This window comes from Methylovorus menthalis (assembly GCF_020523625.1).
In the GTDB taxonomy this organism is placed as follows: Bacteria; Pseudomonadota; Gammaproteobacteria; order Burkholderiales; family Methylophilaceae; genus Methylovorus; species Methylovorus menthalis.
Window position 1 is genome coordinate 282,252 of sequence record NZ_JAJAQH010000003.1, and the last position, 19,509, is coordinate 301,760.

Consider the following 19,509-nt stretch of genomic DNA (forward strand, 5'->3'; position numbering starts at 1 on the left):
CTTAATATTTGTCTTCCAGGCGTAGCTCGACATAAGCACGGTCACGCAGTTCGCGTACCCAGTCCTGATAGGCTTCATCGGCTTTGCGCTGACGGATTTCCTGGCGCGCTTTCATGCGCTCTGCTTCACGCGTCATGTCCTGGTTGCGGCGTTCCAGCACCTGGATCAAATGCCAGCCAAACGGCGAACGCACGGCATCGCTGATCTGCCCTGGCTGCAAGGCATTCATGGCTTTTTCAAATTGCGGAACGGTGTCGCCCGGGTTAACCCAGCCGAGATCGCCGCCAGTGGCCGCCGAGCCGTCATTGGAGTAACGTTTTGCTGCCTCACCAAAATCCTCACCGTTATCGATGAGCTGCTTGATGCCATCAATCTTGCGCTTGGCTTCTGCTTCCGACAGCACTTCGCTGGTCTTGATCAGGATGTGGCGGGTGTGCGTTTGTTGCACCATGGTGGAGGTATTGCCGCCACGACGATCGGTGAGTTTAAGAATGTGGAAACCATTGGGGCTGCGCAGAATGCCTGATAACTGGCCGACCTGCATGGGTTTCAGTGCTTCCAGAAATAATGCCGGTACCTGCGCTGCAGTCTTCCATCCCAGTTTGCCGCCTTCGAGTGCATTCGGTGCATCTGAGACGCGGGCAGATACCTGACCGAAGTCCTCGCCTGCCTGCAGTTTCTTCAGGGCGTCCTCGGCTTTTTCTCGCAGGCGCTTCAGGTCTTCAGGAGAGCCATCTTCCGGCGCGCGGATAAGGATGTGGGAGATTTCATATTCGTCCGACGAATCCTGACGAGAGGATTGCGTAGTCAGGAAATTGTCCACTTCGGATTCGGTAACGTTGACGCGGTTGTCGACTTCACGCTCGCGCAAGCGTGCCAGCAGGATTTCGTTGCGGATGTCTTCGCGGAATTTCTTGTAGACAATGCCTTCGGACGCCAGGGCTTCCTTGAATTCAGGCACGCTCATCTTGTTCTGCTCGGCGATACGCATGATGGTCTTGTCGAGCTGGTCATCATCCACACGCAGGCCGGTCTGCGCTGCATATTGAAGCTGCAGCCTGTCATTGATCAGGCGCTCCAGGATCTGTTTTTCCAGGACATTGCGTGGGGGTAACTGGTTGCCTTGCTTTTCCAGTTGCGCGCTGACGATTTCAATGCGGTCGTTTAATTCTTTCTCGGTGACGACGCCTTGGTCGACGACGGCCACGATACGGTCAATCTTATTGACAGAGCCTTCCTGTGCGGCGCTAGCCACATGCGGTAGCAGGGCGCCAGCCCACAGGAACAAGCCTGCCATCAGGCAGTTTTTAATGGTCATATTACTCATAGGAGGATGGTTGTTGCTGAACGGTATCGGGTAGCAAGCCAGTGCTGGTGTAGCCTGGAATGCCCCGGTTTAACAGAGTTAAAGGATTGGAACCGATGGAGGCGAGGCCGCCCAGTTCCAGTTGGATAAAAAATGCATAGTTGGCACTAGCAGTCGCGGTGGATACGCGTTGCAGTACAGTACGTGCCTGCCAGCAGCCCGCGTTGTATTCAATTCCCGCCAGGCCTTCAATCGGACGGGTTTCACGCAGGGAGTAGTTCCAGCGTCCCAGGCCATACCAGCCATTGCCCAGGGGCCATTGGCTGGAAAGGTTGATCTGCTCCAGACGATCTTCGGTATAACGGTAGCCGATATTCAGTACCTTGCCGGGCTCGGGGTTGTAGCGTGCGCCGATGTTGGCCTTGGTGGTGCGGCTGCGATCCGTGTTGAACTGCCACGCTGTATCCAGGCTCCACTTGTTGAGCAGTTTGGCGGTGAGTGCAGTCACGATATCCGAGGAATCACCCGTACGAAGGTTGGCTCCAGGGACGCCGACCTTCTGGTCCGCAAAGTAAAAGCGCTGACCAATTGTCGCGGCCAGACGTTGTTCACCCGTGCGGCTGTCGATCATGCGGGAGGTAACCGCCAGGGTAATCTGGTTGGCATTGTTGATACGGTCATTGCCGTTGAACTGGTTTTCCAGGAACAGGGTGCTCATGCTCAAGTCCGATTCCGAGCTATCAAACACTGGCAGCATCGACTGGTCGCGATAAGGAATGTAGACATAGTAAAGGCGCGGCTCCAATGTCTGTGTGTACATGTTTTTTACTACCCGTACCTGGCGATCATAAAACAGGCCGCTATCCAAACTGACAATGGGAAGTGACCGGTTCGTGGATTCATAATTGCCGCTGACCGACCCCAGGGTATATTCGGTGTTCTGCAGTCCATAGCTGGTGTAATGTAGGCCGATCTTGGGCGTGATATAGCCATACGGCCTGGCCATCGGCAGGCTGACCGAAGGGTAGGCGGTAAAGCGATTGCCGGTGACCGAGGTTGTCAGCACTTGGCCGCTAGCCGTGGTCGAGGTCAATGGGCTGCTGGGATTGCGGTCGAAACTGACCCATTGCGTATAAAGATTGGTGTTGAACGCGCCCACATCCTTGTTGCCGGTCAATGTCAGCTGGGGCAGGCGCTCATAAGGATAGGAAATGCCGTCAAGAGTCTGATATTTTTGCACCAGACCATTGAAGTTCCATGTGTCGTCCGAGTAATTCAAATATGCCTGTTGTGGCAGGTTCACCCGGCTGGTCACCGTAATGCGGGTAGACAGTTCAGAGAAGTATTTGTCATCCGACACTTTCTCGAACTGGTAACCCGTCGACCAACCATTGGGCAATATCTGGTCATGCTTGAAGCGCATGTAGTAACGCGTATCGCCCGTGCTGGAGTCGCTAGGCAGATACTCCACATTATCGATACCGGAATACGTTTCACCCAGATAGCGGAATTCTCCCTGGTACTGCATGCCGCGCGTACCCAGATAGCGGGTGGCGACGGTGGCGTCCATATTGGGGGCAATATTCCAGTAAAACGGCGTCAGCAACTCGAAACCACTACGCGATGTGGTGCCGAAGGTCGGCGACAATAAACCGGTTTTGCGCTGGTTCAGGAAAGAGAAGCTGATCCATGGTGTATAGAGAATCGGCGTATTCATAAACTCCACGCGTGCATTTCGGGCCGTGGCCGTCTTGGTGTAGTCATCGAGCTCAAGATCACTTGCCTTGATATACCAGTCATCGCGGCCCACTTCGCATGTGGTGTAACGTGCGCTCTTCAGGCGTTTTTTATCCTGACCTTCAAAGAAAATGGCGGAAGCATCCCCGCGTGATGCACCTATCTTTTTTTGAAAGCCTGGGGAGTTGCTGGATCTGTCATCCAGATTCTGCGAGCTGATCTGTGAAGTGCCGGCGGATGCCCCTCCAGCATAGTTAGTGTCAGCAATGACCTCATTAGGGTCGGCGAAGGTTTTGGTCGTGCCCAGGCTGCCTGCGCCAGCCAGCGGTATGCCGCTGAATTGGTTATTTAGCTTGAATGACGCATCGCGCATCTCACCGATATTTTCATGCAGTTGCATGCGCAGTTCCGGGCCAGTGACGACACCGCCGCCCGACTCGATCCGTGCATTGCCCAAGACATGCAATGCTTCATTTTGCTCATCGTAGTCAATCACATCACCATAGACATCCTGACTTTGCTGATGCAGCGAGGCATTGCCGGTGGCTTTCATTTTGCGGCCCAGATTCATCTGCAGCTTGTCGCCTTCAATCACCACTTCGCCTGGCTGGCTGGTGACGCCCACGGTTTGCAACGGAGCGCTGCCCATTTGCTCGAGTTCGGATGGCTCTGCGGCTTGGACTGAACTGTAGTTGAGGCAAATGAGGGCTACGGCAAATGGTAGTCGGCGGATTTTCACTGTGGTTGGGCTACGCAAAAAGTGTGGGTGGGACTTTGTTATAGGGTGATAAAATCGCATAAATTCAATTTTTAGGCAATGCATATCTTTGCCGCCGATAGCGTGAAAACCGCGTCGCGCAAGCATTCGCAGGCGTTGCCACAAGTGTTAATTTTGTCAGGAAATCTTTATCCCATGCGATTGACTCAATTGCAGGCATGGCTGGACCAAGTCCTTGACCATGCCTCTTATCAGCTGACCACCGCTTCGGCGGATGCCAGTTTTCGGCGTTATTTTCGAGTGCATCTAACTGACCGTACCCTGATTGCGATGGATGCGCCCCCGCCCCAGGAGGATTGTCGACCATTCGTCCATGTTGCCAAGCTCTTGCTGGATGCCGGCCTGAATGTGCCGCAGGTGTTGGCGCAAGATCTGGAGCAGGGATTTTTGTTATTGAGTGATCTGGGCGACACCACCTACCTGCAAGTGCTCACGGCGGACAGCGCGGGTGCCCTCTATCGTGACGCCTGTCAGGCGCTGGTATCTTTGCAGCGCGTCAGTCGTCCCGGCGTTCTGCCTTCCTATGACGAAGCCTTGCTGCTGCGAGAGATGCAGCTGTTCCCGGATTGGTATGTCAAGCGCCACCTGAATATTGAGCTGGATGCAAAACAGCAGGCAGTGCTCGAACGCACCTTTGCCGTCCTCACCCAAAATGCCTTGTCTCAGGGGCAAGTGTATGTGCATCGTGATTATCATGCCCGCAATCTGATGCTATGCGAGCCTAACCCCGGCGTGCTGGATTTTCAGGATGCTGTGTATGGTCCGATCACCTATGATCTGGTTTCCCTGTTCAAGGATGCTTACATTGCCTGGGAAGAAGAGCAGGTGCTGGACTGGACCGTGCGTTACTGGCAATCGGCGCGCGATGCCGGTTTGCCAGTAACGCAGGATTTTTCCGAGTTTTATCGCGATTTTGAGTTCATGGGCGCGCAGCGTCATATCAAGGTTCTGGGGATTTTTGCCCGCCTGAATTACCGCGATGGCAAGGATGGCTATCTCAAGGATATGCCACTGGTGCTGGAGTATCTGCGCCGGGTCTGCGCCCGCTATACCGAGTTGCGTCCCATGTGGCGCTTGCTGGATCAATTGCATGATGTTGCGCCTCAGCAGGGTTTGACCTTTTGATGCGAGCCATGATCCTGGCGGCTGGGCGCGGCTCACGCATGCGCCCGCTCACTGACCATACGCCCAAGCCCTTATTGAAAGCGGGGGGCAAGCCGCTTATCGTGCATCACCTCGAGCATCTGGCTGCTGCTGGCTTTTCCGAGGTTGTCATTAACTATGCCTATCTCGGCATGCAAATTGAGCAGACGCTAGGGAACGGCAGCGCCTGGGGCCTGTCGATAGAATACTCCCGTGAAGCCGAGGCGCTTGAAACCGCAGGCGGTGTCGCAGCGGCGTTGCCTTTGCTGGGCGATGCGCCTTTTCTGGTGATCAGTGGCGATATTTATGTCGAAGCGGATTACCGGCAGTTGAGCGAGGGCGTGTTGGCAGAAAACGATGCTGCATTGGCCTGCCTGTGGATGGTGGACAATCCATCCTGGCATGCTGCTGGAGATTTTGGCCTGGTCGATGGGTTTATTCAGCTGGAAGGTCATCCCAAGCTGACCTATGCCAATATTGGTGTCTTCCTGCCCGCTTTTTTTGCCAGCGTCCCCGCCGGGGCAAGTATGCCAATGCTGCCGCTGTTCAAACAGGCGATTGCCAAGCGACAATTGGGCGGTCGGCATTTTTCGGGTGTTTGGGACAATATAGGCACTCCTGCCCAGCTGGCGCAGCTGGATGCCTATCTGAATGAGTCACATGCTTAAGGTCATGCCATGTTAGATATACCGCATTTGCAATCTCGACGTGCCGCCCTCGCCAGTCGCATGCAGCACGGCGTCGCCATCATTCCTACCGCGGCCGAGGCCTTGCGCAATCGGGATACCCATTATCCCTATCGCTATGACAGCTACTTTTACTACCTGACGGGCTTTACCGAGCCCGAAGCCGTGATCGTGGTGATTGCCGGGGATACCCCAAAAAGCATCCTGTTCTGCCGCGACAAGGATATGGAGCGCGAGATATGGGATGGCTTTCGCCATGGCCCCGCCGGTGCGCTGGCCGAGTTCGGCGTGGACGAAGCCTATTCCATCAGCGAACTGGATAGCCGCATACCGGCCTTGCTAGCCAGCCAGTCAGAACTGTATTTCAGCCTGGGCGCCGATGCGGCCTGGGATCAGCGTGTAACAGGGTGGATCAATCAATTGCGCAGTCAGGGCCGGGCTGGTGTCGCTGCGCCTGCCGCGCTACGCGATGTGAGAGTGTTGCTGGACGAGATGCGGCTTATCAAGTCGCCGCAGGAGATTGCCACCATGCGCCGCGCGGCCGTTATTTCGGCAGAAGCGCATGCGCGTGCCATGCAGATCACCAAGCCCGGCAAGCATGAATACGAAATTGAAGCCGAGTTACTGCATACCTTTTATCGCCATGGCAGCCAATATCCGGCGTATACCTCCATTGTGGCGGGCGGCGCGAATGCCTGCGTGCTGCATTACATCGCCAATAATGCGCCGCTCAACGATGGCGATCTGTTATTGATCGATGCGGGCTGCGAACTGGATGGTTATGCCTCCGACATTACGCGGACTTTTCCGGTCAATGGCCGTTTCAGTGGGGCGCAGAAGGATGTTTACGAGCTGGTGCTGGCGGCGCAATACGCCGCCATTGCCCAGGTCAACCCGCAATCACATTGGAACGCGCCGCATGAGGCGGCGCTCAAGGTGCTGGCACAAGGCTTTATTGATCTTGGGCTATGCCGGGGGACGGTGGATGCGGTGCTGGAGTCGGGCGATTACCGCCAGTTTTACATGCATCGCACTGGTCACTGGCTGGGTCTGGATGTGCATGATGCCGGTGAATACAAGCTGGACGGCGAATGGCGCACATTGCAGCCCGGCATGGTGCTGACGGTGGAGCCGGGCTGCTACATCCGTCCAGCCGAGGGGGTGCCGGAAGCCTTCTGGAATATTGGCATCCGCATTGAAGATGACGCGCTGGTGACCGCCGAGGGATGCGACATCCTTACCGAAGCAGCACCCAAGACAGTCGCCGCCATTGAAGATCTGATGAGGGCAGCATGATTAATCAGGCCGATATCATTATCGTAGGTGGCGGTCCGGTCGGCGCTACTCTGGCACTCACGCTGCGGCAGCAGGGGCTGCGCGCTACGCTGCTGGAGGCCCGCGCGCCCGGTGCCGCACATGCGGATCAACGCGCGCTTGCCTTGTCTTATGGTACGCGGGTCATTCTGGAAAAACTTGGGCTGTGGGCTCAGCTGGCGGATCAGGCGACCGCCATCAACACAATTCATATTTCACAACGGGGCAGCTTGGGCCGCTCGCGCTTGCGGGCAGAAGAGCATGGACAGTCCGCGCTGGGCTATGTGCTTTCCTATGGCAATCTGACCCGGGTGCTCGATCACGCCTTGCAGCAGGACAACGAGACCGATATCCGCCATGAAGCCGAAGTGCTGACGATTACGCCTTCAGCCGAGCATGGCGAAGTGAGCTACCGGCAGGATGGCATCACGCATACCTTGACCGGCAAGCTGGTGGTGCTGGCTGATGGGGGGCGTAGTCTGGGCGATATACCTGGGCTGAAGCGCGAAACCAAGCACTATGGGCATGATGCGCTGGTTACTAAAGTGCGCGCCGAGCTGGCCCATGACAATATTGCCTATGAGCGATTCACCCCGGATGGCCCGGTAGCGCTGCTGCCCAACGGGCCACGCGATTTTTCACTGGTTTGGACCGGGCAGGCGGCTGCCATCCACAGTTTGCTGGAGCTGCCGGATGATGTTTTCCTGCAACAGCTGCATCAGCATTTTGGTGATCGCGTCGGGCGCTTTTTGCAGGTAGAAAAGCGCATGAGCTTTCCGCTCAAACTATCCTATCTTGATCCGGTTACCGCACCACATCTGGTGGTGATCGGCAATGCCGCCCAGACCATGCATCCGGTGGCCGGGCAAGGTTTCAATGTGGGCCTGCGCGATGCCTGGGAGCTGGCCAGGAAAATTGCCGAAACTCCTGCCGCCGCATGGGGTAGCCCGGATATGTTCAAGGCTTATAGCGCCAGCCGCAAAACCGATACCAAGCGTGGTTTGCTGTTTACTGATTTTCTGGTCAACCTGTTTTCCAATGATATTGTCGGGCTCAATCGCATGCGCGGCATAGGCTTGGGCTTGCTGGATGTAATCCCTTTTGTAAAACACAGGCTGGTGCGCAAGATGAGTTTTGGGAGTCGTGGATGAATAAACACGCTGAGTTGGTGGTGATTGGCGGGGGCCTGGTTGGTTTGGTAACGGCATTGGCTGCCACGTCCCAGGGCGTGCATGCCATTCTGCTTGATCGTGCTGCACGGCCGAAAGCAGGTCCGGCAGAGGGCTGGGATAGCCGTATTTATGCGATTACCCCGGGCAATGCTGAGTGGCTCGATAAACTCGGCGTGTGGTCGCGCATTCCCTCATCCCGTATTTGCCCCATTGATCGCATGGCGGTCTGGGGCGATAGTGCTGAGGATCAGTTGCAATTCAATGCGGAAGACATCAGCGCCGCCCAGCTAGGCTTTATTGTTGAAAACGCTGCGTTGCAACAGGCGTTATTGGAAGCGCTGGACGATGCTGCCGTGGATATGCGTTTTGAGGCTACCTGTGCGAACGTCAGATTGAGTGACGAAGCGGCTACGCTGACCTTGGAAAACGGTGAGAAAATCAATGCCGATTTGCTAGTGGCTGCAGATGGCGGTGCTTCGTGGGTGCGGCAACAGGCAGGCATCGGCAGCGAGAAATATGTATATGCCCAGCAAGGGCTGGTGGCGAATTTTGAGACGACGTTGCCGCATGGAAATATTGCGCGGCAATGGCTGAACAAGGATGGAATTCTGGCCTGGCTGCCTTTGCCAGGGAACCGCATTTCAATTGTCTGGTCCACGGAAGGGGCAAAGGAATTACTTGCCCTTGATGCGGCAGACCTTGCGGCTCGCGTGGCAGAAGCCGGCCAGCATGTGTTGGGGACGTTGCGGCTCATCACCCCTGCCGCTGTTTTCCCGCTGGTAAAACAGGCAGCGCATGCGCTGGTAGCGCCACATCTGGCCTTGGTGGGCGATGCTGCGCATCAGGTACATCCTCTGGCCGGGCAAGGCGTAAATCTAGGCTTTCGCGATGTGATTTCGCTAATGCAGAGTCTGACCAGGAGGCATGCTTTGCAAGGTTGGGGTGATATTCACCTTTTGCGTCACTACGAGCGGTCTCGCAAGACGGATATGGTATCGTTGCAGGGATTGACGCATGGTTTGCAGCTGTTATTTGCCAGTGAACACCCCTTGCTAAAGCGCCTGCGCAACCAGGGTATGCGGCTGGTAGATAGTTCCACACTGAAAAAGCCGCTGATACAGCACGCTATTATTTAAGCAGTTTGATTAAGGATATTTCATGATTAAGAAGTTGATGGGAATGATGCTGGTCGCGGCGTTCAGTCTTAATGTCCACGCCGATGAAGCCAGTCTCCGCAAGGCGATTGAGGCGACGTATCCCAAAGTGCGGGTTGAAAGCATCACCAAAACCACCTATGCCGGACTGTATGAAGTGTTTCTGGATGGTCAGATTATTTACACCGACGATAAATTCAGCTTTCTGATTGCCGATGGCCGCCTTATTGAACCCAAAACCAAGCGCGACGTGACCGGTGAACGTCTGGATGAGCTGACCAAGGTAGACTTCTCTTCATTGCCGCTGGATCAGGCGATCAAGGTGGTCAAGGGTAATGGCAGCCGCAAACTGGTCGTGTTTTCTGATCCTGACTGCCCTTATTGCAAGCGTCTTGAGCAGAAAGAGCTGGTAAATATCAACGACGTGACCATCTACACCTTCCTATATCCGCTGGAGCAATTACATCCGGATGCTGTGAACAAATCCAAGGCCATCTGGTGCGCGAGTGACCGTGCCAAGGCCTGGCAGGATTGGGTACTGAATGGTCAATTGGCCAAGGCTGGTAATTGCGATACCACAGCAATTGATAAATCAGCCGAGCTTGGTCGCAAACTGGGTGTGGTGAGCACGCCAACCCTGATTTTTGCTGATGGCAAACGCATGCTGGGCGCCTACCCTGCCAAAGATATTGAAAAAGCCATGAGCAGCACGCCAGCTAAGAAATAACAGTTCTCCTTATTCGGGCTGCACAAAAAAGAGGCGCTAATCCGCCTCTTTTTTTGTGCGCGCGACTAGCTGAAAAGCCAGCGCCGGAATCTGAGCCAATGTGCCTTAAACCACTTGTCCCATCTTGAAGATAGGCAGGTACATGGCGATGACCAGCCCGCCGATCAAGGTGCCAAGTACCACCATGATGATGGGCTCCATCAAGCTGGACAAAGCTTCTACCGCATCGTCGACTTCGGCTTCGTAAAAGTCTGCGACCTTGGACAGCATAGAGTCCAGCGCGCCAGATTCTTCCCCAATCGCAACCATCTGCAAGACCATGTTGGGAAATACTTCTACGTTCTGCATGGCCACGGTGAGGCTGGTACCCGTGCTGATCTCGCTTTGAATCTGTTTGGTCGCTTCATAGTAAACGCGGTTGCCTGACGCACCAGCAACGGAATCCAGAGCCTCAACCAGCGGTACACCGGCGGCGAACATGGTCGATAGTGTACGGGCGAAGCGGGCGATGGTCGCCTTGCGGATCAGCTCACCAAATACGGGAATTTTGAGAACAAGCCTATCCATGGTGGCCTGCATCTTAATCGAGCGTTTCCAAGAGTAGAAGAAAAACCAGACGCCGCCGCCAACGGCGCCAAAAATAGCCCACCAGTACGCTACAAAGAAATCGGAGATGGCCATCACCACCAAGGTCGGCGCTGGCAAGTCTGCCCCGAAGCTGCTGAATAGCTCCTTGAACGCCGGAATCACGAAAATCATGATGACAGCGGTGATGATGAATGCCACGACAATAATGGAGACGGGGTAAAACAGGGCCGACTTGATCTTGCTTTTAATCGCGAGGATTTTTTCTTTGTAGGTCGCCAACCGGTCGAGCAGCGAATCCAGAATGCCGGCTTGCTCGCCTGCGCCTACCAAATTGCAGTACAAGGCATCAAAGTATAGCGGGTATTTGCGGAATGCCTGACTTAAGCTGCTGCCGGTTTCCACATCCGATTTGATATCGCCTAGCAGCTTCGAAACGGCGGGGTTGTTATGGCCTTTGCCGACAATTTCAAAGGCTTGCAGCAGAGGTACCCCCGCTTTCATCATGGTGGCCAGTTGGCGTGTAAACAGGGTGACATCCTTTTCCTTCACCTTGCCGCCGGATTTGAGACCGCTCTGTTTTTTGATTTTGGTGACCGTGATGCCTTGGCGGCGCAAGGTGGCATTGACAAACGCTTCACCGCTGGCCTTGATTTCACCTTTGATTTTTTTGCCTTTTTTGTCCGTGCCTTCCCAGGCGTAGGTCACTTCCTTGCTAGCTTGTGCGGCCATAATTACCCCTGAGTGATGCAATGGTTGGCGGATTATTCATTGGTCACCGCTTCTACCTCTGCGATGGAGGTGAGACCTTGTTTAATTTTTATGAGACCAGACTGGCGGAGATCGCGAACGCCTTCGCGTTTGGCTTGGTCGGCAATGTCATGGGCGGTACCGTTTTTCATGATGATGCGGCTCATTTCATCCGAGACGGGCATCACCTGATAAATACCCACCCGGCCTTTGTAGCCGCCATTGCACATTTCGCAGCCACCTTCGCGCGGCCCATAAAGTTGCCAGCTGCCATCCAGGTCGGCCTCCGTAAATCCTACGCTGAGCATAGCCTCCCGCGGCAGTTCCAATGGCTGTTTGCAGTGTGGACATAAGCGTCGCGCCAGGCGTTGTGCCGTAATGAGGGATACGGCTGAGGCAATATTGAACGGCGCCACGCCCATATTCATCAGGCGGGTTAGGGTCGATGGCGCATCGTTGGTATGCAATGTCGAGAGCACCATGTGGCCGGTTGAGGCGGCCTTGATCGCCATGTCGGCAGTTTCAAGGTCACGAATTTCACCGATCATGATGATATCGGGATCTTGCCGCAAAAACGCTTTCAGTGCGGCGGCAAATGTCAGGCCCTGCTTGTCATTCACATTGACCTGATTGATGCCGGGCAGCGGGATTTCGGCAGGGTCTTCTGCCGTTGAAATATTCACGCCGGGGCTATTGAGAATGTTGAGGCACGTATAAAGCGAAACGGTTTTACCTGAACCGGTAGGCCCGGTCACCAGCACCAGCCCATAAGGACGACTGACGGCATTAAGTAATGCTGCTTTCTGATCCGCTTCATAGCCGAGCGCTTCAATGCCCAAAGTGGCACTGCTCGGGTCCAGAATCCGCATGACGATTTTCTCGCCATTGATCATGGGCAGGGTGCTGACGCGGAAATCGATAGACCGGGTTTTTGACAGCACCAGCTTCATGCGCCCATCCTGCGGGACACGCTTTTCCGAGATATCCAGATTAGAGATCACCTTGATGCGCGAGGCCATCTTTTCTTTGATGGCCAGCGGGGGCTGGGCAATTTCCTGCAGTACGCCATCCACACGGTAACGTATGCGGTAATACTTTTCATATGGCTCAAAATGGAGGTCGGATGCGCCCATGTTGATCGCATCCAGCAGAATTTTCTGGATATATTTCACTACTGGCGCATCGTCAATTTCTGCGCTGCTGACTTCCGGCTCCAGTGGTTCGTTGCCAGACTCCATGTCCAGGCTGAACTCATCGCTCATATTGAGCGATTGCATGCTGGTATCGCTAGCTTCAATCAGTCTGGCAATCCACTTGCTCAGTTTGTCCTCTTCAACCACCACTGGCGATAACGCCATGCCTACCTGGAATTGCACATCATCCAGGGCATGCAGGTTGGTGGGGTCTGACAAGGCCACAAACAGGGAATTGCCACGGCTTTGCAATGCCATGACGCGGCTACTCGCCATGAGCTTGGCATCTATGGTTTTGGCGGGGACGTAGTCAGGATTGAGTGCATCAAGATCAAACAAGGGAAAGCCAAATGCATTGGCCGCGGTCTCGGCAATTTTAAGCGCTGGTAGTTTCTTGCTTTGCACTAGTTGGCTGACAAACGGGATGCGCTGTGCTGTCGCACTGGCTTGTACACTGGCCGCATCTTCTTCCGATAGCAGTTGCTCTTGCACCAGCATGCGTGCAAGCCCGCCTAGCTTACTGGGAAGGGTGGTGGCTGCCATTCAGATAACCGACCTTGCTCTGCTTGTATTGGGAGTTTTCACGACATTTAATAATGCACGGTCAGCTTTTTTTTGTAAAGTAAGTGACATGTGCAGGTGACAATTTTTGCATTTCAATACATATAAATAGCAATTGCACTTAATGAAACAAGTGAATACCAAGGGTATGTGAGGTGAATATGGGAAAATAGCGTTGTTGAATTAGATACTTAACCCTCTTGTATTGAAGGTGTTTAAAAAAGTTCAAATAAAATGCAAAAAACGCTAAAAAAACCTTGACTTCTTGATTCAACACACGTAAAAACGCGTTCAGGCGTTTGGATTCGAGGTCATAGTAGCCGGCACTACCGACTTAAAGTCTTGAAGTACAAACTTTTGAGGACGCCTCCTCTTAATGTTTTAGCAAGGAAGTATGAAATGGCAACAGGTACCGTAAAGTGGTTTAATGACTCCAAAGGTTTTGGTTTCATTACCCCGGACGATGGTGGCGACGATTTGTTCGCACACTTCTCCGCAATTGTAGAGTCTGGCTACAAAAGTCTTAAGGAAGGTCAGCGCGTAAGCTTTGACGTTACCGAAGGCCCTAAAGGCAAACAGGCTTCCAACATCCAGAAGGCCTAAGCTTTTTAAGCTAACCAGTCTTCATGAAAACGGCCCGTCACGCGGGCCGTTTTCATTTGTAGTGAGTTTGGCGCATGTTAGCCACGACAAGTAGCGTGGCTAACATGGCTTGGCTGATTACATGCTGTTGATGATTTCGTCGCCAAATTGAGCGCTGCCAACCTGCGTAGCGCCTTCCATTTGCGAGGAGAAGTCATGGGTCACGCGTTTGGCGCTAATGGCTTGGCCAACACCTTTCAGTACCAGGTCGGCAGCTTCTGTCCAGCCCAGGTGCCGCAGCATCATCTCGGCAGAGAGGATGAGTGAGCTCGGGTTGGCGATATCTTTGCCCGCAATCTTGGGAGCGGTGCCGTGGGTTGCCTCAAACATGGCCACGGTATCTGACAAATTGGCGCCTGGCGCAATGCCAATGCCACCCACTTGCGCGGCCAGCGCGTCAGACATGTAGTCGCCATTCAGATTCAGGGTAGCAACCACGTCATAGTCTTGTGGGTGCAGCAGGATTTCCTGCAGGAAGGCATCGGCGATGCAATCCTTGATAATCATGCCATTCGGCAGCGTGCACCATGGTCCACCGTCGATCTCCACCGCGCCAAATTCTTCCTTGGCTACTTCATAGCCCCAGGTCTTGAAACCACCTTCGGTGAATTTCATGATGTTGCCTTTGTGGGCAATGGTCAGGGACTTGCGGTTGTTGTCGATCGCATATTGAATAGCCTTGCGCACCAGACGCTTGCTGCCATCCACCGATACCGGCTTGATGCCGATGGAAGAGGTCTCGGGGAAGCGGATTTTCTTGCGCACGCCCATATCGGAAAGAAAGTCGATGACCTTCTTGACCTCATCGGTACCCGCGGCCCATTCAATACCAGCATAAATATCTTCGGTATTTTCACGGAAGATCACCATATCGGTTTTCTCCGGGTGTTTGACCGGGCTGGGCACGCCAGTGAAATACTGTACCGGGCGCAGACAGACATAAAGATCCAGTTCCTGGCGCAGAGTCACATTCAGTGAGCGGATGCCGCCACCCACAGGGGTCGTCAGCGGACCCTTGATTGAGATCACATAGTCACGCACGGCTTTCATGGTTTCTTCGGGCAACCAGGTGTTTTCCCCATACACCTTGGTCGCTTTTTCACCGGCGTAGACTTCCATCCAGGCAATCTGGCGTTTGCCAGCATAGGCCTTGTTCACGGCCGCATCGACTACCTTGATCATGGGGGGCGTAATATCGATGCCAATGCCATCGCCCTCAATAAATGGGATAATCGGCTGATCGGGAACGTTGAGTGAGTTATCTGCGTTTACGGTGATTTTTTCGCCAAAGCCAGGCACAACGATTTTTGTAGACATTAGAGTAGATCCCTAGAAATTAAATGCTTATTCTGTTCAACAAGCCTTTTGGCGTAGTTTGCCAGTTCAGCGCGCATGAAAATCATCCCACGCTCAAGGATTACATCGCGATGCCGGATGTATATGCAGCAGGGAGACTTGATACGGACAGCGAAGGTTTGCTCATTTTAACCGATGACGGCCGCTTGCAACACAGGATTGCGCATCCCAAGCATAAAGAAATCAAGATATATTGGGCTCAGGTGGAGGGCGCGCCGGATGATGAAGCGCTCTCCCCATTGCGTCGGGGAGTGGATCTGGGTGATTTTGTCACGCAGCCAGCGCAGGTTAGAGTGATTTCCGAGCCGGCCAATTTGTGGCCACGTGTTCCCCCTATCCGAGAGCGCAAGGCAATCCCGACCACCTGGCTGGAAATCCGCATCAGCGAGGGTAAAAATCGCCAGGTGCGCCGCATGACGGCCAAAATCGGCTTCCCCACATTAAGATTGATACGCTATGCGATAGGCTCACATACCTTGTCCGGATTACAACCAGGCGAGTTTAAGATATTGGCTGGTTAGTAGATTACCGCCGCCAGTTGGCTAAACCCGTGTGTAGCGGTGTGAGATGGTTGCCATTCTTTTTTAGTTTAACCATATTGTTGAATATGAGGATTACGCATGAAGCCGGTCATTATTTTTCGTCACGCTGCTGTTGAAGGCCCAGGTTTTCTGGCGCAGTTTCTGGATGCGCATCAGATTCCCTGGCGATTGCTGAAAATTGATCAGGGGGAAAGCGCCCCGACATCTATTGCCGACTACAGCGGTATGGTGCTGATGGGTGGGCCGATGAGCGTGCATGATGATCTGCCATGGATTGCCCCTGTGCTTGGCCTTATCCGCGAAGCGCATGCGCTGGATATCCCTTTACTTGGGCACTGTCTCGGTGGGCAATTGATCAGTCAGGCGCTTGGCGGACAGGTGACACTGAACCCGATCAAGGAAATCGGCTGGGGAATGGTGTCAGCAACGTCGGTGCCGGAAGCAAAAGCCTGGTTTGGTGACCAGGCCGATTTTCTGGCATTCCATTGGCATGGTGAAACATTTACCCCGCCACCGGCGGCCACCTCCTTGCTGGTTAGCCCCTATTGTGAAAATCAGGCCTATGCCATCGGCAAGCACCTGGCATTGCAATGCCATATTGAAATGACCGAGCAAATGGTGCTGGACTGGTGCCGTGTCGGGGCGGATGAAATCCAGGCCGCTGCGGCCAGCCCGGGTGTGCAGCAGGTTACGGATATCACAGCGGCGCTAAGTGCAAATGTGGCAGAACTGCAGCAAACGGCAGAGCGCGTCTACACGCAGTGGATTCGCGGCCTCAAGGCTTGAGGCGCGGCATGCCAGTCTGGCGCTTATGGTAAACTTCAGCCTTTTCAGGCTTATAGGCAAGAGAATCTCATGTCCGGCAATACACTAGGCACACTTTTTACGCTCACCTCCTTTGGTGAGTCCCACGGTCCTGCCATTGGCGGTGTGGTGGATGGGTGTCCGCCGGGCATGGCGCTCAGCGAGGCTGATCTGCAAGTGGAGCTGGACCGGCGCAAGCCCGGCACCTCGCGCCATGTGACGCAGCGCAAGGAGCCGGATACGGTTGAAATCCTGTCTGGCGTATTTGAAGGTAAAACCACCGGCGCGCCTATCGGTTTCATTATTCGCAATCAGGATCAACGCAGCCAGGATTACGGCAAGATCGCCGAGACATTCCGCCCCGGTCATGCGGATTACACCTACTGGCAAAAATACGGCATCCGCGATTACCGCGGTGGTGGCCGCTCCAGCGCCCGCGAAACGGCGGTGCGTGTGGCGGCAGGCGCCATTGCCAAGAAATGGTTGAAAGAGCGTTACGGCGTCACCATTCAGGGTTATATGAGCCAGCTGGGTGAGCTGACCATTCCCTTTGAGACCTTTGATGCCGTCGCAGAAAACCCCTTCTTTGCGCCCAACCGTACCATCTTGCCAGAGCTTGAAGCCTATCTGGACAAGATTCGCGCCGAGCGCGACTCCGTCGGTGCGCGCATTTCCGTGGTGGCACGCGGTGTGCCAGTCGGCTGGGGTGAGCCGGTGTATGATCGTCTGGATGCCGAGTTGGCCTATGCCATGATGAGCATCAATGCAGTCAAAGGCGTCGAAGTCGGCGCAGGTTTTGCCAGCGTGGCACAGCGTGGCTCTGAACATAGTGATGAGTTGACGGCTCATGGCTTTGTCACCAATCATGCGGGCGGCATACTCGGCGGTATTTCGAGCGGGCAGGATATTGAAGTGCACCTCGCACTCAAGCCTACCTCCAGCATTCCACAAGAGCGCCGTTCCATCGACAAGCAGGGCGACGAACTCACCATGCAGACGACGGGACGCCATGACCCCTGTGTTGGCGTGCGTGCGACGCCCATTGCCGAGGCCATGATGGCACTGGTGCTCATTGATCACGCCTTGCGTCACCGTGCGCAGTGCGGGGATGTTGTGACCTCTACACCGCATATCTGATCTCTCTGAATAAAACCGCAGGCGCCCGGTATGCATAAGTCCCTCTACTGGCGTCTGTCTGGTTTCTATCTTGCCTATTTTGGCTTCGTCGGTGCATTTACGCCGTTCTGGAGTCTCTACCTGAAATCCCTCGCGTTCAGCGCCTTCCAGATTGCGATTCTCATGTCGCTGTTTCAGGTGGCGCGCATATTTTCGCCCAGTTTGTGGGGCTGGCTGGCCGATCATCTGGGGCATCGCGTCCGTATCATTCAATGGTTGGCAGGCTTGAGCCTGCTGGCGTATGCCGGTGTTTTCTTCGGGACTTCATTTGCTTGGTTGTTTGCCGTGATGCTGGCTCTGAGTTTTTTCTGGAGCGCATCTTTGCCCCTGATCGAGGCGTTAACGCTGGGGCATTTGGGGGATAAGTTTGATCGGTATGGCCGCATCCGTTTGTGGGGGTCGATCGGATTTATTGCTGCCGTCATTGGTCTTGGCTACCTGTTGGATTTTAGCGATATTCGGGCCCTGTTATGGGTTGTATTGGGCTTGCTGGTCGGCGTGTTTCTGTTTTCGCTCAAGCTGAATGATCCTGCTGTACTTCGACACCATGATGATGCCGGATCACTATGGGCGATTATTCGCCGGCGCGAAGTGGTCGCGCTGATGGTCGCCTGTTTTACCATGTCGGCGGCCCATGGCGTGTATTACACCTTTTACTCGATCTATCTCGTGGCCCACGGTTACAGCGCCACCCATGTCGGCTGGTTATGGGGGCTGGGTGTGGTGTGCGAGATCCTGATTTTTCTCGGCATGCCGCGGCTGACCGCCATGTTCGGCTTGCGTCGCATCATGATGGGCAGTCTTATTCTAGCCTTTGTACGATTCAGTGTGATTGGCTGGGCGGTGGATAACTGGGTGCTGATTTTGCTGGCGCAGATGCTGCATGCGGCGACCTTTGGCTCTTATCACGCTGCCGCCGTGGCGCTTACCCATCAATACTTCAAGGGACGTCACCAGTCCAAAGGGCAGGGGCTGTATACCAGCGTCTCCTACGGCATGGGCGGCACGGCCGGAGCCATTGCCAGTGGCTATGCCTGGGATACGCTGGGTCCCAGCTGGACATTTACCCTCTCGGCTAGTTGCGCTATGCTGGGCTGCCTGTTATTTGCCTGGCTAATGCCCAAGAAAAATACCTGAGTCCTCTCTGAAGGAGACCTGCATGCCGCGGCTGTTCATTCTCGCTTTGCTTTGCCTGTGGCCGTTTGCCGTGCATGCGGATACCGATATCAATGTGGTGGCCCTGTTTAACAACAAGGCCATGCTCATTATTAACAAGGGTAAACCGCAAACCCTCTCTGTGGGCCAGGTATCGCGTGAAGGCGTCAAATTGGTGGCGGCAGATACCAGTCGGGCGGTGCTGGAGGTCGAAGGCAAGCGGCGCGAACTCGGGATGGGGCAGGCCGCCACTGTGGCTGGAAGTCAGGCCACTGGCCCGGCCAGTGTCACTCTTTATGCCAATGGTGCCGGACACTTTGTCACAGATGGCTTGGTAAATGGTCGTGAACTCAGGTTCCTGGTCGATACCGGAGCTACCTTGATCGCCATGAACAGTGGCGATGCTGTCTATGCCGGCATTGATTACAAAAAGGGAATTCGCATTCCTATCCATACTGCGTCGGGTGAAGAGGTGGGGTACCGCGTGGTGATCAATACGCTGAAACTGGGAAACGTTATCCTGAACCAGGTCGATTGCGTGGTGCTGGAGGGTGGTTCGCCCGCGATGGTTTTGCTGGGCATGAGTGCGCTGAACCGGATGGAAATGCGGCGCGACGGTATCACCATGACACTGACCAAAAAGTATTGATTCGATATTTTCGTCTGGCGAGGGCAACAAAAAAGCGCATCCGGTGAGATGCGCTTTTTTTATTTTAGCTGCCTGCAGG

17 protein-coding genes are annotated in these 19,509 nt (G+C 54.5%); 12 read left to right on the forward strand and 5 right to left on the reverse strand.

Annotation, left to right across the window (positions count from 1 at the left end; all coding sequences use genetic code 11):
• Position 1 precedes the first annotated feature (1 nt).
• Both LG204_RS03960 and LG204_RS03965 read right to left on the reverse strand, forming a co-directional pair.
• Positions 2-1,318 carry a peptidylprolyl isomerase gene (locus LG204_RS03960; protein WP_230336043.1) on the reverse strand — a complete coding sequence of 439 codons (1,317 nt, stop codon included), beginning with the start codon at positions 1,316-1,318 and terminating at the stop codon, positions 2-4.
• Between the two features lies 1 nt (position 1,319).
• Positions 1,320-3,692 carry an LPS-assembly protein LptD gene (locus tag LG204_RS03965; protein WP_230336044.1) on the reverse strand — a complete coding sequence of 791 codons (2,373 nt, stop codon included), beginning with the start codon at positions 3,690-3,692 and terminating at the stop codon, positions 1,320-1,322.
• Positions 3,693-3,956: 264 nt separating this feature from the next.
• Here LG204_RS03965 and LG204_RS03970 point away from each other — a divergent pair, with 264 nt between their 5' ends.
• Genes LG204_RS03970 through LG204_RS03995 form a run of 6 tightly spaced genes read left to right on the forward strand, consistent with a single transcriptional unit; the run spans position 3,957 to position 10,017 of the window.
• Positions 3,957-4,946 (forward strand): aminoglycoside phosphotransferase family protein, encoded by a 990-nt coding sequence (locus LG204_RS03970; protein ID WP_230336045.1) that lies wholly within the window; start codon positions 3,957-3,959, stop codon positions 4,944-4,946.
• Positions 4,946-5,632, forward strand: a complete 687-nt coding sequence (gene murU / locus LG204_RS03975) for an N-acetylmuramate alpha-1-phosphate uridylyltransferase MurU (RefSeq protein ID WP_230336046.1) — start codon at positions 4,946-4,948, stop codon at positions 5,630-5,632. Before LG204_RS03970 ends, murU begins: the two co-directional genes overlap by 1 nt.
• 9 nt (positions 5,633-5,641) lie before the next feature.
• Complete coding sequence (gene pepP / locus LG204_RS03980) at positions 5,642-6,946, forward strand: Xaa-Pro aminopeptidase (protein WP_230336047.1); 1,305 nt, start codon at positions 5,642-5,644, stop codon at positions 6,944-6,946.
• Positions 6,943-8,115, forward strand: a complete 1,173-nt coding sequence (locus LG204_RS03985; RefSeq protein WP_230336048.1) for an FAD-dependent oxidoreductase — start codon at positions 6,943-6,945, stop codon at positions 8,113-8,115. Before pepP ends, LG204_RS03985 begins: the two co-directional genes overlap by 4 nt.
• The gene (locus tag LG204_RS03990; RefSeq protein WP_230336049.1) at positions 8,112-9,272 is read left to right on the forward strand and encodes an FAD-dependent monooxygenase; all 1,161 of its coding nucleotides are present in this window, start codon (positions 8,112-8,114) and stop codon (positions 9,270-9,272) included. The genes LG204_RS03985 and LG204_RS03990 overlap by 4 nt, the downstream gene beginning before the upstream one ends.
• 22 nt (positions 9,273-9,294) lie before the next feature.
• The gene (locus LG204_RS03995; protein WP_230336050.1) at positions 9,295-10,017 is read left to right on the forward strand and encodes a DsbC family protein; all 723 of its coding nucleotides are present in this window, start codon (positions 9,295-9,297) and stop codon (positions 10,015-10,017) included.
• Between the two features lie 105 nt (positions 10,018-10,122).
• Here LG204_RS03995 and LG204_RS04000 read toward each other — a convergent pair whose 3' ends face one another.
• Together LG204_RS04000 and pilB are read right to left on the reverse strand one after the other, a co-directional pair.
• The gene (locus tag LG204_RS04000; protein ID WP_230336051.1) at positions 10,123-11,334 is read right to left on the reverse strand and encodes a type II secretion system F family protein; all 1,212 of its coding nucleotides are present in this window, start codon (positions 11,332-11,334) and stop codon (positions 10,123-10,125) included.
• Positions 11,335-11,366: 32 nt separating this feature from the next.
• Positions 11,367-13,088, reverse strand: a complete 1,722-nt coding sequence (pilB, locus tag LG204_RS04005) for a type IV-A pilus assembly ATPase PilB (protein WP_328441069.1) — start codon at positions 13,086-13,088, stop codon at positions 11,367-11,369.
• A 417-nt stretch (positions 13,089-13,505) separates the two neighbouring features.
• Here pilB and LG204_RS04010 point away from each other — a divergent pair, with 417 nt between their 5' ends.
• The gene (locus LG204_RS04010; protein ID WP_013441419.1) at positions 13,506-13,709 is read left to right on the forward strand and encodes a cold-shock protein; all 204 of its coding nucleotides are present in this window, start codon (positions 13,506-13,508) and stop codon (positions 13,707-13,709) included.
• A 117-nt stretch (positions 13,710-13,826) separates the two neighbouring features.
• Here LG204_RS04010 and icd read toward each other — a convergent pair whose 3' ends face one another.
• Complete coding sequence (icd, locus tag LG204_RS04015; RefSeq protein ID WP_230336052.1) at positions 13,827-15,065, reverse strand: NADP-dependent isocitrate dehydrogenase; 1,239 nt, start codon at positions 15,063-15,065, stop codon at positions 13,827-13,829.
• 23 nt (positions 15,066-15,088) lie between these two features.
• Here icd and LG204_RS04020 point away from each other — a divergent pair, with 23 nt between their 5' ends.
• From LG204_RS04020 to LG204_RS04040, 5 genes are all read left to right on the forward strand, one after another.
• Entirely contained in the window at positions 15,089-15,625 is a 537-nt protein-coding gene (locus LG204_RS04020; protein WP_230336053.1) for a pseudouridine synthase, read from the forward strand.
• 99 nt (positions 15,626-15,724) lie between these two features.
• Positions 15,725-16,432, forward strand: coding sequence for a type 1 glutamine amidotransferase (locus LG204_RS04025; RefSeq protein ID WP_230336054.1), 708 nt, complete (start codon positions 15,725-15,727; stop codon positions 16,430-16,432).
• Between the two features lie 69 nt (positions 16,433-16,501).
• Positions 16,502-17,587 carry a chorismate synthase gene (gene aroC / locus LG204_RS04030; protein ID WP_230336055.1) on the forward strand — a complete coding sequence of 362 codons (1,086 nt, stop codon included), beginning with the start codon at positions 16,502-16,504 and terminating at the stop codon, positions 17,585-17,587.
• 30 nt (positions 17,588-17,617) lie between these two features.
• A complete protein-coding gene (locus LG204_RS04035; RefSeq protein ID WP_230336056.1) occupies positions 17,618-18,763 on the forward strand; it encodes an MFS transporter in 1,146 nt (381 codons plus the stop codon).
• Positions 18,764-18,785: 22 nt separating this feature from the next.
• Complete coding sequence (locus tag LG204_RS04040) at positions 18,786-19,430, forward strand: retropepsin-like aspartic protease family protein (protein ID WP_230336057.1); 645 nt, start codon at positions 18,786-18,788, stop codon at positions 19,428-19,430.
• The last annotated feature ends 79 nt before the right edge of the window (positions 19,431-19,509 follow it).

What these genes read in the sequence shown, in the direction of transcription:
- LG204_RS03960 (WP_230336043.1), bottom strand. Translation starts at nt 1,318, where the DNA reads ATGACCATTAAAAACTGCCTGATGGCAGGCTTGTTCCTGTGGGCTGGC.
- LG204_RS03965 (WP_230336044.1), bottom strand. Translation starts at nt 3,692, where the DNA reads ATGGGCAGCGCTCCGTTGCAAACCGTGGGCGTCACCAGCCAGCCAGGC.
- LG204_RS03970 (WP_230336045.1), top strand. Translation starts at nt 3,957, where the DNA reads ATGCGATTGACTCAATTGCAGGCATGGCTGGACCAAGTCCTTGACCAT.
- murU (WP_230336046.1), top strand. Translation starts at nt 4,946, where the DNA reads ATGCGAGCCATGATCCTGGCGGCTGGGCGCGGCTCACGCATGCGCCCG.
- pepP (WP_230336047.1), top strand. Translation starts at nt 5,642, where the DNA reads ATGTTAGATATACCGCATTTGCAATCTCGACGTGCCGCCCTCGCCAGT.
- LG204_RS03985 (WP_230336048.1), top strand. Translation starts at nt 6,943, where the DNA reads ATGATTAATCAGGCCGATATCATTATCGTAGGTGGCGGTCCGGTCGGC.
- LG204_RS03990 (WP_230336049.1), top strand. Translation starts at nt 8,112, where the DNA reads ATGAATAAACACGCTGAGTTGGTGGTGATTGGCGGGGGCCTGGTTGGT.
- LG204_RS03995 (WP_230336050.1), top strand. Translation starts at nt 9,295, where the DNA reads ATGATTAAGAAGTTGATGGGAATGATGCTGGTCGCGGCGTTCAGTCTT.
- LG204_RS04000 (WP_230336051.1), bottom strand. Translation starts at nt 11,334, where the DNA reads ATGGCCGCACAAGCTAGCAAGGAAGTGACCTACGCCTGGGAAGGCACG.
- pilB (WP_328441069.1), bottom strand. Translation starts at nt 13,088, where the DNA reads ATGGCAGCCACCACCCTTCCCAGTAAGCTAGGCGGGCTTGCACGCATG.
- LG204_RS04010 (WP_013441419.1), top strand. Translation starts at nt 13,506, where the DNA reads ATGGCAACAGGTACCGTAAAGTGGTTTAATGACTCCAAAGGTTTTGGT.
- icd (WP_230336052.1), bottom strand. Translation starts at nt 15,065, where the DNA reads ATGTCTACAAAAATCGTTGTGCCTGGCTTTGGCGAAAAAATCACCGTA.
- LG204_RS04020 (WP_230336053.1), top strand. Translation starts at nt 15,089, where the DNA reads ATGCTTATTCTGTTCAACAAGCCTTTTGGCGTAGTTTGCCAGTTCAGC.
- LG204_RS04025 (WP_230336054.1), top strand. Translation starts at nt 15,725, where the DNA reads ATGAAGCCGGTCATTATTTTTCGTCACGCTGCTGTTGAAGGCCCAGGT.
- aroC (WP_230336055.1), top strand. Translation starts at nt 16,502, where the DNA reads ATGTCCGGCAATACACTAGGCACACTTTTTACGCTCACCTCCTTTGGT.
- LG204_RS04035 (WP_230336056.1), top strand. Translation starts at nt 17,618, where the DNA reads ATGCATAAGTCCCTCTACTGGCGTCTGTCTGGTTTCTATCTTGCCTAT.
- LG204_RS04040 (WP_230336057.1), top strand. Translation starts at nt 18,786, where the DNA reads ATGCCGCGGCTGTTCATTCTCGCTTTGCTTTGCCTGTGGCCGTTTGCC.